A 15692-nucleotide genomic window follows, 5' to 3' on the forward strand; every position below is an offset into this window, starting at 1 on the left:
ACTACTTCGAAGATAAAAATGCTAGGACAAATAATAAGATCATCCAGACAGCTCCCATGACTGCAGTTGATCGCTGCATGACAGCTTCAAAGCCGCGAGCTTTTTGTTTGCCGAATAGTTGATCCGCACCGCCGGTAAATGCACTCGCTGCACTATTTTGCTTGCTTGGCTGCATCATAATCGCAATGACCATAACAATTGATAAAACGATCACGATTCCCAAAATTAAATTATACATATAGCAGCCTCCTTCCCAAAAGATATCGTCTCTTTAACTTTATCATAGATAAAACTCCGTGACAACTCTATATAAATGGAAAAACAGCTGAAAGTGCAAAACTTTCAGCTGTTATTATTATGATTGGCGTAAGACGTCATGATATTCTGGTTTCTTCTCAAACTCTTTTTTTGCGTAAGGGCATAAAGGGATGATCTTTTTCCCTTCACGTCTTGCTAGTTCTACTCCAGTATACACTAGCTTTTCAGCTAATTTTTGACCACGATATGCTGGATCGACAAATGTATGGTCAATGATCATAATGTCTGGCCCCGCATCCGACCATGTCATTTCTCCGATTTCTTGTTGCTCATCATTGAATAAAGCAAGACGATTTTTTTCCTCTTTGATTTCCATATGCCGCACTCCTCAAATAACTGATATTTTTTTATTCCTACCTTATTTTAACAGTCTCCTGGTCTATAAACAATTATTTATCCTCGGATTGCTTACAAAAAGGAAGAGGAAATCAATCCATCGTTATTCTTTGTTCAATAAATGAAAAAATCACTGTCCAATAGGTCTTCGGATCTTTCATCGATGCTTCCAAATGTTCTGCTTCTGGAACAAGCAGTAATGCTTTATCCCCTGCCGTAGCGTTTTGAATCGTGTATGCTGCTTCTGTAGGAACAAAATGATCTCTTTCACCATGGATGACTAACAAAGGCAAATGGTTACTACCAAGCTGTCTTGTAGCTGATGCTTGCTTTAAAGAATAACCTGCGTATTTCTGAGCATAGTGATTCGCATATCTCATGATCATTTTTTTAGGAAAGACCGTGATTTTACTTAACATGTACCGAAATTCCGCATAAACAGAAACATATCCGCTGTCTAAGATAAATCCTTTGACTGCAGATGGAAGCTTTTCACCACTTGCCATCATAATTGTAGAAGCGCCCATTGAACCCCCGTGCAAAATAATGGATGCATCTGGTTGTTCATCTAAGATGAGTTGGATCCATGCAATTAAATCTAGCCGGTCTAGCCATCCCATTCCGATGATTTCTCCTTCACTTTCTCCATGCGCACGTAAATCGAGTATAAGAACGTTGAATCCTTTCTCTGCATATCTTTTACCTATATGAGACATATCTCTTTTCCCTGTACTTCGATAATCATGTACACAAATGACCCATTTATTCTGCTGAGTTGGTTGGATGAACATCTGTCCAGCTAGTTTCAACCCGTCATAGCTTTTGATCGTTTTCGGTATTCCTTGTTCCCAGAAGCTTTCACACTCTTCTTCTAATTTTTGTCGCTTTTTTTCTACTGACGTGACTGCAGCAGGATCCATCAAGCGGTGCCCAGTGTCTTCATACCAGTCATAGCCTCTCTGAACTCCCGCTCTTACTAATTTCTTTGCATAAAAATAAGAAAGAAAATGGTAACTGATTCCTATAATTATCAGAATAAGAATGAAATAAAAAATAACCATCGTACACCCGCCGCTTTCTGCCAAACTATAATCTATTTATTATACAATATACCGATCAATAGGATTCTTTTTCTTCGGCACACGTAAATTCCATTTCCTTTTCATTGTATCATTTATTTAAAGTTCTTCTCAATAGATTTACTTGTAAGAGAGCATTTACATTCACAATAAAAGCCAGTATACTAATTTCGTGCATTATAAACAAGACGCTCGTCTTGGACTGGTTCGGAAACTTCCCAGAATAAAAAACTAAGTATCTCTAAAGAAAGGAGATTGGAAATAATGCGAAAAGTAATTATTGATTGCGATCCAGGGATCGACGACACTTTAGCTTTATCACTAGCTGTCAAATCCCCTGATATCGAAGTAGTTGCTATTACCGTCGTTTGCGGGAATGTCCCTGTAGATATCGGTACGCAGAATGTGCTGAAATGTTTGGAACGCTGTGATCGTTTAGATATTCCTGTTTATCAAGGAATGGAAAAACCTTTGAAGCAACCTTTCATTAGTGCGCAAGACACTCATGGGTTGGATGGATTAGGGGACACAAATTTCCCGATGGTCTTAGCCAAACAGGCAGAATCGCTCCATGCAGTTGATTTTCTGGCTGATTATTTCAAAGAAAAAACAGATACATCAGTCATTGCTTTGGGTCCTTTGACCAATATCGCTTCTGCTTTGAAAAACAATCCATCTGTTGGAAAACATATGGATCGTTTTGTCTCAATGGGCGGAACTTACAAAAGCCATGGTAACTGTTCACCAGTTGCTGAATACAATTACTGGTGTGATCCTGAAGCAGCTTCTTATGTATTCGAGAAGCTCAAACAACCGATAGAAATGGTTGGGTTAGATGTGACAAGAGAAATCGTCTTGACACCGACTATCCTTGAATATTGCTGCCAAATGAATCCTGAAGAGGGAGAGTATCTAAAAACGATCACTCGTTTTTATTTTGACTTTCACTGGAAACAAGAAAGAATCTTGGGGTGTGTCATCAATGATCCGTTAGCTGTTGCTTATTTTATCGATGAGTCCATCTGTGAAGGCTTTAAAAGCTTCACTGCTGTAGAAACTGAAGGACTAAGTCGTGGACAAACATTGGTTGACCGTTATGAATTTTGGCAGAAACCTGCTAACAGTAAAATTATGACAAAAGTAGATACTCGTCTTTTTTTCCAAAAGTTTTTAACCGTTCTTTTAAATGCACAAGAAGAAACGATTATGAAAGATTTGGAAAGGTTAAAGATGGGCTGACAAAATGAATAAAAACAAGATGGCAACTCGCGTACTTACAATGATGGCTTTGTGTATTGGGATCAATTATGTTGGAGGAACGATTGCTTTATGGCTTCGTTTGCCAATCTATCTAGACTCTATTGGAACGATTTTTGCTGGCGCGTTACTTGGTCCCATACCAGGAATGTTGACAGGACTATCCAGTGGGGTATTAAGCGGGGTGACTACAGATATTTTTTCACTGTATTATTCACCGATCCAAATCCTCACAGGTTTGTTGGCTGGATTGATTTTACCAAGGTATCTCGACAAAGATAAAAAACGTTTGAAACTTTTATTACTCGCTTTGATTTTGTCTGTACCTGGAACGATTGTCTCTTCGAGCATTACCGTTCAGTTATTTGGCGGAATCACTTCCTCAGGATCTAGCATGATCGTCCAATTGTTACATGGGTTAGGTTTCGATCAAACCATCAGTGTGATCTTGGTACAGGCGGGCACAGACTACCTTGACCGTCTGCTATCTATCGTCGTTGTTACATTAGTCATCACTATGTTGCCGCAGCGCTTGATATATTCCAAGAGAAAAATAGGATGAACAAACAGAGCCAAATGAGCAAAAAGTTGCTCATCTGGCTCTATTTTTCATCGATTAAAAAAACTTACGCTAAGTAAGATAAAATAATAGCTTGATATTTTTCGATCATATCTAAATAATTATCGAGCTCGACATACTCATCTACTTGATGAGGCAAAGTAACGACACCAGGCCCAAAGACGACAAAATCGAAGGAGTGGTCAGCTTTTGTAAATTCGGCTGCATCTGTGGTTGCTGCCGCTCCAACTAAAGGTAATGGCTGACTGAATTGTTGCTGAATGCAATGAATCAAAGGAGAATCTGGATCAGCTTTGACAGGTATTTTGTTGTAATCGATCGTCAATTCCAAATGGTAGTCTGTCTCTTGATTCAATTCCTTGACGATTGATTGCAGTAATGCAATGATTTTATCATTTGGATATTCAGGAATCGATCGGATATTCCCTTGAAGCTGCGCGTGGCTCGGAATGCTGTTTACTTGATTGCCGCCGCTGATCAACGTGACATTATGGATTGTTTTTCCTAAGACGGGATTCTCGATTGTTTCAGCGAGGTAATTCATTTCAGCATTTGCTTTCGTAATGAATTCATTTAGATGATTGATCGCATTATAGCCTTGGTCTGGCATAGAGCTATGCGCTTCTTTTCCGTGCGAGATGACCGTATAGTTGATTGATCCCATGTGTGTGTACATCAAACTGTAATTAGTTGGCTCTCCGATGATCAAGGCATCTAAGTCATCCACATAGCCTGCTTTCGTGAGCTGTTCCCCACCTAATTCACCCACTTCTTCTCCGACAGTGGCTAATAATTTGACTGTTCCGTTAAATGGTTTTCCTGACTCTTTGAGCTCGATCATGGCAATCACCATCGCCGCCAAGCCACTCTTCATATCTGTAGCACCACGTCCATACAAACGATTCCCATGGATTTCTGCTGCAAAGGGCGCATAGGTCCAAGACGATTCATTCCCCGCCGCCACGACATCCATATGACCAGATAGGCCTAACACTTTTCCTGATTGCCCTTTTTGGAATTGAGCAATCAGATTATCTCTACCATTACTGTAAGAAACGATTTCACCTATTATGCCATGTTTTTCCAAAATCTTATTCAAATAAGCTGCTACTTCTCCTTCGTTCCCATTCACTGATTTTATTCGGATGATCTCTTGTAAAATCGCAATTTTTTCTTCTTTTTTCATCTAATCTTCTCCTTTGCTGTTTCTTTTATTGTATTGGAGTGCACCTAGATTTACAAATAAGAGAGGCCACAGAAAAAAAGGGCGTGACAAAAGCAGCGTCACATTCCCCTTTTCCAAGTAAATGGCTTTCCAATTCTTGCCTCTACGCTAGTAAATCCAACCAAGTAAAAAAACAAGAGAAGCTACTTCGTTGAACTGTTCTTCTATAGTCAAATCATTTTATTCCTCATCATTGAAAATAAGAGTATCACATGATCTATAGCTACTCCTACTTACGTAATAACCACGTAGCCAATTATTTTCTTCAAGAGAGTAGTCATATTCATACACATACACACTATTCCTTACCATGAAAAAAATACTGACACCGCCTCTACCACTTTTCGTATCTTTCACCACTCTTGAAATAAAAATATCATAATCGGTTAATTGGTATTCCTCCTCTAATAATTGATACAGTGCTCGTGTAGCTATATGTTTCTTGATTGGAAATTGATAGAGCCATGTACCCCCTAACAGTAAACCTATCGAAATAAAAATCTTAGAACAGTAATTTCTTTTTTTAGAAATCCTCCTTCTCATCATCAATTCTCCCATGTTAAGATATGGATCGCTCTTTCATCAAAATAATCAGGAAGATCGTATGGCAAAGCAATAAGCGGCTGATACATCCCTCCTACTTGCACGGCAGCCGAAGCATACCAATAAGCTTGCCAGACGATTTTAGAACAGTAAGTCGGATCCATCCCAAAAATATTTGTAGTTATCCCATATTTATAATTTTTATCATTGTAATTATCTAAATTTTTTCATTTTTCTGTCTCCCTGTTCAAATGATTTTTATCGAAAGAGGAAGATTGCCATCCCCTTTTTGAAGAGAATCATCCTATCCGGGCGTAAAAGGATATGAATGAAACGAAGACTGCTTCCTCCTCTCTCATTGTTCTATCCTTAAAAGGTCCTATACGATGTTATCTCTTGATAACTGACTTTTTTCGATACGATTGTCTCGTATCGATATTTGTAAATATTATATACAAAAGCCAGTTACAAAAATAAAATTATGAGTTATTTTTAATAAATACGGATATTTATATAATAGGGTTTATATGATATATATAAATAAACAGTTGTTATTATAATAATTTATGTACTCTCCCGATTTTTCTGTTCTTAAAAAAGAGATTTATTCATCAAATGATTTTCACAACAAAAAAACTCTCTACTTGCTGAAATCAGCAGGTAGAGAGTCTGATTACTTAACTAAGTGATCATGCTCGTCTATCTTTCAATCGGTCGATCATGTATCTTCATTAGAAAAGAATTATTTGTTTTTCAAGTTGTAGAAAGATTTCAAACCTTTGTATTCTGCAACTTCACCAAGTTGGTCTTCGATACGTAGTAATTGATTGTATTTAGCAATACGGTCAGTACGTGATAGAGAACCTGTTTTGATTTGACCAGCGTTTGTTGCAACAGCGATATCAGAGATTGTTGAATCTTCTGTTTCACCAGAACGGTGAGATACAACTGCTGTGTAGCCAGCTTCTTTAGCCATTTCGATTGCTTCGAAAGTTTCTGTTAATGTACCGATTTGGTTCACTTTGATAAGGATTGAGTTAGCAATTCCTTTTTCGATACCTTCAGATAATTTTTGAGTGTTTGTTACGAACAAGTCGTCACCAACTAATTGAACTTTGTCGCCTAATACGTCAGTTAATTTCTTGAATCCGTCCCAGTCGTTTTCGTCTAATCCATCTTCGATTGAGATGATTGGATATTTAGAAACTAATTCTTCGTAGAATTTGATCATTTCGTCAGTTGTTTTTTCGCCTTCGCCTGAGTCAGCTAGTACGTAAACGCCTTTTTCTTTGTCGTAGAATTCTGAAGAAGCAGCATCCATAGCAAGAACAACGTCTTTACCAGGTACATAGCCAGCTTTTTCGATTGCTTCGATGATTACTTCGAAACCTTCTTCGTTTGAACCAAGGTTTGGAGCAAATCCACCTTCGTCACCAACAGAAGTTGCTAATCCGCGAGCTTTCAAGATTGAAGCTAATGCGTGGAATACTTCAGCACCCATACGTAGAGCTTCTTTGAATGTTGGAGCGCCAACAGGCATGATCATGAATTCTTGGAAGTCGATTGAGTTATCAGCATGTGATCCGCCGTTGATGATGTTCATCATTGGTGTTGGCAATACTTTCGTGTTGAATCCGCCTAGGTAGTGGTATAAAGGTACTTCTAGGTAGTCAGCAGCTGCACGTGCAACAGCGATAGAAACACCTAAAATAGCGTTCGCACCTAATTTACCTTTGTTAGGAGTTCCGTCTAAAGCGATCATAGCTTTGTCGATAGCCATTTGGTCACGAACATCGTAGCCAATGATTGCTTCAGCAATGATGTTGTTTACGTTGTCGACAGCTTTAGTTACACCTTTACCGCCATAACGAGCTTTGTCTCCGTCACGTAATTCAACTGCTTCGTATTCACCAGTTGAAGCACCTGAAGGAACCATTCCGCGGCCAAAAGCTCCGCTTTCTGTGTATACTTCTACTTCGATTGTTGGGTTACCACGTGAGTCTAAGATCTCGCGAGCGTAAACATCAGTAATAATTGACATGTTTTGTCTCTCCTTTGAGTTTGTTTTTTCCTAAGGGATTTCCCTCATATACGATTTTAGTTAATTTTGCTCATTAGTGCAAACATTTCTTGCATTTTTCGCAAATTTTCATCAATTATTTTACAGCGTCTAACAATGACAAGAATGAATCTGCTTGCAAGCTTGCGCCGCCGACTAAAGCACCGTCAACATTTTCTTTTGCCATGTATTCAGCAATATTTTCTGGTTTTACAGAACCGCCGTATTGGATACGAACAGCTTCTGATACTTCTTTTCCATAAAGTTTTTCAACTGTTTGACGTACAACACCACAAATTTCGTCAGCGATTTGTGCGTCAGCTGATTTACCAGTACCGATTGCCCAGATTGGTTCATAAGCAATCACCATGTTTGACACTTGCTCAGCTGAAAGATCAGCTAAACCAGCTGTAATTTGTCCTTCGATCCATTCAGCAGTTTTGCCTGCTTCATATGTTTCTAAAGATTCGCCACAGCATAAGATTGGTGTCATACCGTTTGCAAAGATAGCTTTTGCTTTTTTATTGATGTCTTCGTCTGTTTCATGGAAATATTCACGACGTTCTGAATGTCCGATGATCACATAGTGAACACCTAGATCAGCAAGAGCTGCTGGTGAAGTTTCACCAGTGAACGCACCTGAGTTTTCCCAGTAGCAGTTTTGTGCTGAGATTTTTAGTTCTGTACCTTCAGCTGATGTCATTAATTCTTGTAAGAATAATGCAGGAGATCCGATGACTGAATCAACCTTGTCATTTGAAGGGATTTTGTTTTTTACTGCTTCAGCAAATTCTTTTGCTTCGGATGCAGTTTTGTTCATTTTCCAGTTACCTGCGATAATAGGTTTACGCATTGAGGAACACACTCCTTAATTTATTGAAAAATGGCTAGGGAGTCATGAAAACTCCCTTCACCTTTTGATCGATTACTCGTCAGAATAGAGCAAAATTGGCTGTTTATTTATCGTTGATTGCTGCTAGTCCTGGTAATTCTTTACCTTCAAGCAATTCCAAGCTTGCGCCGCCACCTGTTGAGATGTGTGTGAATTTGTCAGCAAAACCTAATTGTTCTGCTGCTGCAGCTGAGTCTCCTCCGCCGATGATTGTTGTTGCGCCTTCTAAGTTAGCGATTGCTTCACAAACACCGATTGTACCTTTAGCAAAGTTACTCATTTCAAATACACCCATAGGTCCGTTCCAAACAACTGTTTTTGCACCTTGTAATGTATCAGCAAATAATTTTACTGATGCTGGGCCGATGTCTAAAGCCATCAAACCGTCAGGAATGTCTCCTTCGATTACTTGTGTTTCTACATCATTTGAAAATTCTGGTGCACAGACATTGTCGATTGGCAAGACAAGTTTGTCGCCTGCTTTTTCGATCAATTCTTTTGCTAGTTCTACTTTGTCAGCTTCTACTAGAGAGTTACCGATCTTGATTCCTTTTGCTTCGTAGAATGTGTAAGTCATTCCGCCACCAATCAAGATTTTGTCTGCTTTAGGAATCAAGTTTTCGATTACGCCGATTTTATCAGAAACTTTTGCGCCACCAAGGATTGCGATCATTGGGCGTTTTGGTTCTTCTACTGCTTCACCGATGAACTTGATTTCTTTTTCCATCAAGAATCCAGCAACTGTTGGGATACCAGTTGAAGCGATACCTACGTTAGAAGCATGCGCACGGTGAGCTGTACCGAAAGCATCGTTAACAAATACATCACCTAATGAAGCCCAGTATTTACCTAGCTCTGTATCGTTTTTGCTTTCTTTTTTACCATCAACATCTTCAAAACGTGTGTTTTCAAATACGACAACGTCGCCATCTTTCATGTTGCGGATTGCTTCTTCTAATTGTTCTCCGCGAGTTTCAGGTACGAATGTTACTTCTTTACCTAATAATTCGCCTAGACGTTTTGCAACTGGAGCTAAAGATTTTCCTTCTTTATCTTCTTCTGTTTTTACACGTCCAAGGTGAGAGAAAAGGATTGCTTTTCCGCCTTGTTCTAAAACGTAGTTGATTGTTGGCAATGCTGCTTTGATACGAGTGTCGTCAGTGATCACGCCGTCTTTCAAAGGAACATTGAAGTCAACACGGACAAGAACTTTTTTGTCTTTTAAATCGATATCTTTCACTGTTTTCTTAGCCATTTTATTTCCTCCTGAATAAACTTATTATCAAAAAAAGCGGAAGAAGCGCGATTGCTTCCCCGCTTTTAAATGTACATGTCTATCATTTACACTTGTACGTTTGTCTATCTTATAAGTTAGCGAAGTATTCTAAAGTACGTACTAATTGTGCAGTGTATGACATTTCGTTGTCGTACCAAGCAACAGTTTTAACTAATTGTTTGTCGCCAACTGTCATTACTTTAGTTTGTGTAGCATCAAATAATGAACCGTAAGTCATACCAACGATATCTGAAGAAACGATTTCGTCTGTGTTGTATCCGTAAGATTCGTTTGAAGCTTCTTTCATTGCTGCGTTGATTTCGTCAACAGTTACTTCTTTTTCAAGAACTGTTACTAATTCTGTTAATGAACCTGTTGGTACAGGAACACGTTGAGCAGCTCCGTCTAATTTACCGTTCAATTCAGGGATTACTAAACCGATAGCTTTAGCAGCACCTGTTGAGTTAGGAACGATGTTTGCAGCAGCAGCGCGTGCACGGCGGAAGTCACCTTTAGGATGAGGTCCGTCTAGAGTCATTTGGTCACCTGTGTAAGCGTGGATAGTTGTCATTAATCCTTCAACAACACCAAATTTGTCGTTCAATGTTTTAGCCATAGGAGCTAAACAGTTAGTTGTACATGAAGCACCTGAGATAACTGTTTCTTTACCAGTTAATGTTTCGTGGTTTGTGTTATAAACGATTGTTGGAACATCGTTTCCGCCAGGAGCAGAGATAACAACGCGTTTAGCACCAGCTGTCAAATGTTTTTCAGCTGCTGATTTAGAAGTGAAGAAACCAGTACATTCTAGAACGATATCTACGCCTAGTTCGCCCCATGGTAATTCTTCTGGGTTGCGGTTAGCTAATACTTTAACTTCTTTTCCGTTTACGTTGAATGAACCTTCATGAACTTCAACTGTTCCGTTGAAACGTCCTTGAGTTGTGTCGTATTTTAACAAGTGTGCCAACATTTTAGCATCTGTCAAGTCGTTGATTGCTACTACTTCGATTCCATCTACATCTTGGATACGACGGAATGCTAGACGTCCAATACGTCCAAAACCATTAATACCTACTTTAACTGTCATTTAAGATTTCCTCCTTATGAAAATCAAAAAAATATTTATTTTAAAGGGTTACCCCTTTTAAAATCTCGTTTGCAGCAGCTTCATCAGTGATGAGCCACGTTTGTTTTGGTGCATTTTTCATATAAGCTTGAATTGCTTTGGCTTTTGATTTTCCGCCCGCTATCGCCATGATGATTGGGACTTTCGCCAAATCTTGCAATTCTATGCCGATCCTAGGGACCTTATAAACAACTTCGCCTTTTTCATTGAAAAAGTAGCCAAAGGATTCCGCTACAGCATTTGCTTGTTTCAGCATGACTAATTCTTTTTCAGTCATCTTTCGACGTGCTGCCATGTGTAATGCACGCCCAATACTATGAATAACACAATTCGCCTCACTAATCAAGTTTAAGACTTCTTGGATAGATGGCTCATTGAGTAAAGAATTGTAAGTTGCCAGACTTAATTGCTCCGGAACATAAAGTGCACGGTGGTTTCCGTTTGCTTTGGCAGCCATTCTTGCACTGACAGAATTTGCCTGTACAGTTATCGCTTCACCGATCCCCCCTCTTGCAGGGACAAATAGGTTATGCCGTTTTTTATTTTCCAGATTAGACAACTGTTCTGCTACAACTGCCATGGTGGTTCCTCCCATCACAGCGATGATATTCTCGCCTTCCGGAAGCAGTCGGTCTAAGGCTTCACTCAGCGCTTCGCCGAATGCATCAGCCACTTTGGTTTGCTCTTCGCTGTTTCCTGAAACAACGATACAGCGCTGATTACCAAAATATTCTGCCAACTGTTGTTCGGTTTGATGCGTACCTAAAAGCTGATCCATGAAGTTTTCAAGACTTTGATAAACTTCTTCACCCTTAGTTGTCAGCGTCATACCGCTTTTTGAGGTATCGATCAAATTCAGATTTTTCAAAAGGTCTGTTTCTGTTCGCAATACTCGTTCTGTTATCCCCATACTTTCTGATAAACTTCGACGTCCAATCGGCTGCATCCAATAGATATTTCGTAAAATTTTATAGCGTTCTTGCAACACTTCGATAATATCTGGTGCAACAGATTCAATCATTTTTATTTCATCTAGCATAGCGATCTCCTTAGTTGGACACTTTGCGTCCAATGTAGACTTAAAACGACCCATATACGATAAAAAAAAGAAATTAACTTTTCGAATTTCACATCAATAAAGGGAAATCTCAACCTCACGACTGTTAGTCTAACAGTTTTGCTTTCGTTTTTCAACTAAAAAGATCAGAAAAGGTAAAATACTTTTTCTGATTTTTTGGATGATTAATTATCATAACGTTTTCTTTTTGATGAACTCGGGATTCCTAATAAATCACGGTATTTTGCTACTGTCCGTCTTGAGATCGCTATCTCATCTTTTTTCAGCAATTCAACCAATTTCTGGTCCGACAACGGCTTGCTTTTGTCTTCTTGATCAACTAATTCCTGCAACTTTTTCTTCGCAGTATCTGCCGAAAGATCTTCTGTCTGTTCTGCACCGTTAGTAGGGATTCTTGCAGTGAAAAATTTCTTTAACTCAAATACACCGAAATCTGTTTCCAAATATTTCCCGTTGACTGCTCGACTGACCGTAGATTCATGCACATTTATCTCGGTCGCAACTTCCTTTAACGTAAGAGGTTTGATGGGCCGCTCCTTGTCGATAAAGAAAGCTTTTTGCCGAGAAACAATGACTTGAGCAACCCGCAAAATTGTATCCCCGCGTTGGAGGATCGTTTTCTTCAACCATTCGAATTCCTGTTTCCGTTCTTTTAAATAATTTTCAGTTTCTTTATCTGCTTGTTGTGACATTTGCTTGAAGTAGGTCTCTTGAAATCGGATATTCGGTTGTTTTTTTCGGTTTGAGATGACTTGTACATTTCCATCGTCCACTAATACCCGGACATCAGGAATAATGTACAATTCGCTACTACGATCGAAAATTCGTCCTGGACTTGGGCTCAATGTTTGCAAATAGTCGAATATTTGCTGAACAGCGTGTAAATCAACAGAAAAACGCTGCGCAATCTCTTTCCATTTTCGCTCCACCAATTGCTCAAAACATTCTTCTAGCACGATGTAGGCTAGTTCCGGCGCATAATCATCCCGTTCCGTTTGAAGCATGAGGCATTCTTGCAAACTACGTGCACCTACTCCAGCTGGTTCTAATTGCTGGATTAGTGTCAACGCATCGAGCATTTGGATAGGCGTCGCTCCGATCTCTTTTCCAGCTTCCTCTAAACTAATCGTCAAAAATCCGTTCAAATCGATGTATTCTACAAGATAAAGAACGATTTTCCTTAAAAAAGTATCTCGGTAATTCAAGTGGACTTGTTCGATCAATGAATCAAATAAAGACCCTTTTGTATCAGGAATCTGATTTAGGTAATTTGTCTCTTCTCCTTCATAAGAAGATGAAGAAGCTTTTATGTAATCTGGCTGCCATTCCGGCTCAACAACTTCCACCAATGGGTTTTCCATTGCTTGGTTCTCAACGAATGCCAACAGCTCTTCACTGTTATATTGTAAAACTTGGATGGACTGCTGCAACTGTTGCGTCATGGCTAGTTTCTGTGTCTGCTGCTGTTTTTGTGAAAAATTTTGCTCAAATTTCATTTTTTTGTCCAATCCCCTTGTAATTTTTTATCTGTTTAGTTACAATTATCCCAGTGCTTGCGTCCTTAGTGTAGTGGATATCACGTAAGATTCCGGTTCTTGAGACGGGGGTTCGATTCCCTCAGGACGCGTTCTATTTTTTTATAGTAGGATTCACGACACTTTCTACCAGAGACGGAAAGTGTCTTTTTTTTGCTTTTTCTAAAATTTGCCTACCCATTAATTCCTACCCTCAACGTTACGCAAGTCACTTTTATTTTTGAAATGCTGATGTTTGAATGTCTTCCATAGCAACATGCTAAAGTAGATACGCACTTATTATACCTGTTCATCTAACCACTTATCAATCACATTTCGACTAAATCACCAGAATCTATTCACTCCAACATAAAATGTACATATAATTGACTTTTATCCCTTTTGTTTATGGACATATTCTAACACTTCTAATTTTTTGTTGATTCATCTCTTTTGTATGAATAACTTTATTTTCAAGTTAAATCATCTTGTTTATACACTAAAGTTTGAATAAGGTTAAATATTACAGCTACTTGGTTAATTGTATCATTTAGATTGTTGAACGTATTTTTGTTTTATTATTAATTTATCGAATTTGATGATAAAACATTGATTCGACGATCTTAATGCTTGGCAATTTCGAGTCTACAGTATAACTGACATACGTTTAACTTTAAACATGATTAGGGATGATCCTTTTTTGTTTGATAACAAGACTTGCCATTCGAAATTAATCCTTGCTCTAGGAATGGGTGCAGATATATTCATTCTTTTAGTGTGGTTAATACCAACAATCAACTACTTTAGGACGTGATTTTACTATGAACAATCATTTAAGTATCCATTCTCTTTCAAAAAAATATAAGAATAGTAGTAATTTTGCCAATAAAAATATAACTATCGTTTTTTCCCCTGGAGAAATTGTTGCTGTAACTGGACACAACGGTGCAGGAAAAACAACTTTCTTAAATCAAATCATAGGCGGAACAAAACCTACTTCCGGTAGTATTACTTTTCAAGGCCACTCTTTAGATAAAAACTGGAAAATGGCTAGGCAATTTGCAGCAATGATGCCCCAATTTCATGCACCATTAGATGGGGTTACCATGCAACAGTCTATTGAAGCTATTTTAAGGATACGAGGATTGAATAAATCTGATACCCAGACTCACGTTATAGAGATTATGCAAGAACTTAAAATTTCGAAATGGGCACATGTACAAGGGCAGAAACTATCAGGCGGATTGCAAAGGCTTACTTCATTTGCCATGTCTATTGTTGCCCCTCCACCAATCTTACTGCTTGATGAACCTACAAATAATGTTGATCCGATAAGAAGAAAAATCATTTGGAATTCCTTAAGAAAATTAGCTCAAAAAGGACACATTGTAATTGTGGTAACTCACAATTTACTCGAAGTAGATCAATATGCAGATAGATATCTACTCTTTGATAAGGGAACTTTAATTAAAGATGCGTATGTTCGCGAATCGTTAGAAAAAACGTTGATCCAAATGCACCTTGTACTATTCTCTGATAAGGAATTTGAAATGCAAGAATTACCTAGAAATATTGGCTGTATCTTACAAAAGGGTGAGTTACGTTACGATGTCACTTTGTCACAAGAACAAGTAGTTGATGCAATGATATGGATTAATGAAAAGATTTCATCAAGAGAAGTAACGAACTATAGCTTATCACCTCAAACATTAGAAAACACATACGGAGGATTAACGAATGAAAAATAAGCAAAGCTACGATTCCTATTCACGCCCTTCCGATAGTCGATTATTTCAATTATACGCTTTACTTAGATGGAGTCTAGTAAGATACAAGGTACTTTTGCCAGTCTTTACAGTGGCCCAACTGCTACTATCATTAGCAATTGTTTACGGACTCACTTTTTTAATTCCTACAATGGATGATACAACCGCTGTCTATTTATCCTCTGGTGCAATAGTACTTGGGATTATTGCTGTTGGGGGCGTCTTATCGGCACAGATAGTAAGCACTGCTAAGCAAAATGGGATCGTTTCTTATCAAAGAACACTGCCCGTTTCCCGATTCAATCTCCTATTGGCTGATTTTATTATCTGGGGATTCGCTTCTTTACCAGGAATCCTGATGTCTTTTCTTGCTTCATCCCTAAAATTTGGTCTAGCGATTCATTTTTCTGTCCTGTCTGTCGCTTTATTGATTTTAGCTCAAATGTCGATGATTTCTTACCTTTTGTCCCAACAGCCAATTTGATTCGTACTTCTTTTTTTGGCTCTGGATTTATTCAACTAAAAAATATCCTAACAGTTAGTATTTGGTTAATCATCACCGGCGCATTGTCATTAAGAGCACTATCACGGAGGAATTGAAGATTTTGAGAAGAATTGAAATAGCTGAATTATATAAAAC

The 15692-nt window shown here is 38.5% G+C and carries 15 protein-coding genes, 1 tRNA gene, 1 pseudogene and 1 riboswitch; of the genes and pseudogenes, 5 read left to right on the top strand and 12 right to left on the bottom strand.

The genetic code is table 11. The features are described 5' to 3' along the window. Nucleotide 1: 1 nt before the first annotated feature. From secG to AB3I27_RS06595, 3 genes are all read right to left on the bottom strand, one after another. Nucleotides 2-238 carry a preprotein translocase subunit SecG gene (secG, locus tag AB3I27_RS06585; protein WP_002292802.1) on the bottom strand — a complete coding sequence of 79 codons (237 nt, stop codon included), beginning with the start codon at nt 236-238 and terminating at the stop codon, nt 2-4. Between the two features lie 117 nt (nt 239-355). Continuing rightward, a complete protein-coding gene (locus tag AB3I27_RS06590; protein ID WP_002300467.1) occupies nt 356-634 on the bottom strand; it encodes a GNAT family N-acetyltransferase in 279 nt (92 codons plus the stop codon). 112 nt (nt 635-746) lie between these two features. After that, a complete protein-coding gene (locus AB3I27_RS06595) occupies nt 747-1715 on the bottom strand; it encodes an alpha/beta hydrolase (RefSeq protein WP_222897052.1) in 969 nt (322 codons plus the stop codon). Between the two features lie 214 nt (nt 1716-1929). Beyond that, nucleotides 1930-1974, top strand: a riboswitch (PreQ1 riboswitch). A 23-nt stretch (nt 1975-1997) separates the two neighbouring features. On the opposite strand from AB3I27_RS06595, the gene AB3I27_RS06600 reads away from it, so the two are divergent. Continuing rightward, on the top strand, nt 1998-2972 hold the full coding sequence (locus AB3I27_RS06600; RefSeq protein WP_002316429.1) for a nucleoside hydrolase: 975 nt from the start codon (nt 1998-2000) through the stop codon (nt 2970-2972). Nucleotides 2973-2976: 4 nt separating this feature from the next. Beyond that, the gene (locus AB3I27_RS06605; RefSeq protein ID WP_002308568.1) at nt 2977-3552 is read left to right on the top strand and encodes an ECF transporter S component; all 576 of its coding nucleotides are present in this window, start codon (nt 2977-2979) and stop codon (nt 3550-3552) included. Nucleotides 3553-3616: 64 nt separating this feature from the next. On the opposite strand, the gene AB3I27_RS06610 is transcribed toward AB3I27_RS06605, so the two are convergent. The 9 genes from AB3I27_RS06610 to rpoN form a co-directional block, all read right to left on the bottom strand. Continuing rightward, nucleotides 3617-4756, bottom strand: a complete 1140-nt coding sequence (locus AB3I27_RS06610) for an ArgE/DapE family deacylase (RefSeq protein ID WP_087064022.1) — start codon at nt 4754-4756, stop codon at nt 3617-3619. Nucleotides 4757-4975: 219 nt separating this feature from the next. Beyond that, nucleotides 4976-5338, bottom strand: a complete 363-nt coding sequence (locus tag AB3I27_RS06615; RefSeq protein ID WP_002346068.1) for a hypothetical protein — start codon at nt 5336-5338, stop codon at nt 4976-4978. Nucleotides 5339-5340: 2 nt separating this feature from the next. Continuing rightward, nucleotides 5341-5502, bottom strand: coding sequence for a hypothetical protein (locus AB3I27_RS06620; RefSeq protein WP_002292811.1), 162 nt, complete (start codon nt 5500-5502; stop codon nt 5341-5343). Nucleotides 5503-6080: 578 nt separating this feature from the next. Next, entirely contained in the window at nt 6081-7379 is a 1299-nt protein-coding gene (eno, locus tag AB3I27_RS06625; protein WP_002292812.1) for a phosphopyruvate hydratase, read from the bottom strand. Between the two features lie 115 nt (nt 7380-7494). Continuing rightward, nucleotides 7495-8250 (bottom strand): triose-phosphate isomerase, encoded by a 756-nt coding sequence (gene tpiA / locus AB3I27_RS06630; RefSeq protein WP_002292815.1) that lies wholly within the window; start codon nt 8248-8250, stop codon nt 7495-7497. A 103-nt stretch (nt 8251-8353) separates the two neighbouring features. Continuing rightward, nucleotides 8354-9544, bottom strand: coding sequence for a phosphoglycerate kinase (gene pgk, locus AB3I27_RS06635; protein ID WP_002292817.1), 1191 nt, complete (start codon nt 9542-9544; stop codon nt 8354-8356). Nucleotides 9545-9653: 109 nt separating this feature from the next. After that, a complete protein-coding gene (gap, locus tag AB3I27_RS06640) occupies nt 9654-10655 on the bottom strand; it encodes a type I glyceraldehyde-3-phosphate dehydrogenase (RefSeq protein WP_002292818.1) in 1002 nt (333 codons plus the stop codon). Between the two features lie 40 nt (nt 10656-10695). Beyond that, complete coding sequence (locus tag AB3I27_RS06645) at nt 10696-11787, bottom strand: sugar-binding transcriptional regulator (protein WP_368022954.1); 1092 nt, start codon at nt 11785-11787, stop codon at nt 10696-10698. Between the two features lie 149 nt (nt 11788-11936). Beyond that, a complete protein-coding gene (gene rpoN / locus AB3I27_RS06650; RefSeq protein ID WP_002308565.1) occupies nt 11937-13268 on the bottom strand; it encodes an RNA polymerase factor sigma-54 in 1332 nt (443 codons plus the stop codon). Between the two features lie 59 nt (nt 13269-13327). On the opposite strand from rpoN, the gene AB3I27_RS06655 reads away from it, so the two are divergent. The 3 genes and pseudogenes from AB3I27_RS06655 (at nt 13328) to AB3I27_RS06665 (ending at nt 15652) form a co-directional block, all read left to right on the top strand. Continuing rightward, a tRNA-Arg gene (locus tag AB3I27_RS06655) sits at nt 13328-13399 on the top strand. A gap of 708 nt (nt 13400-14107) precedes the next feature. Then, a complete protein-coding gene (locus AB3I27_RS06660) occupies nt 14108-15034 on the top strand; it encodes an ABC transporter ATP-binding protein (protein ID WP_002347791.1) in 927 nt (308 codons plus the stop codon). Next, a pseudogene (locus AB3I27_RS06665) lies at nt 15024-15652 on the top strand (ABC transporter permease). Before AB3I27_RS06660 ends, AB3I27_RS06665 begins: the two are co-directional and overlap by 11 nt. Nucleotides 15653-15692 lie beyond the last annotated feature (40 nt).

It is taken from the genome of Enterococcus sp. C46 (genome assembly GCF_040887565.1).
GTDB lineage: Bacteria > Bacillota > Bacilli > Lactobacillales > Enterococcaceae > Enterococcus_B > Enterococcus_B lactis.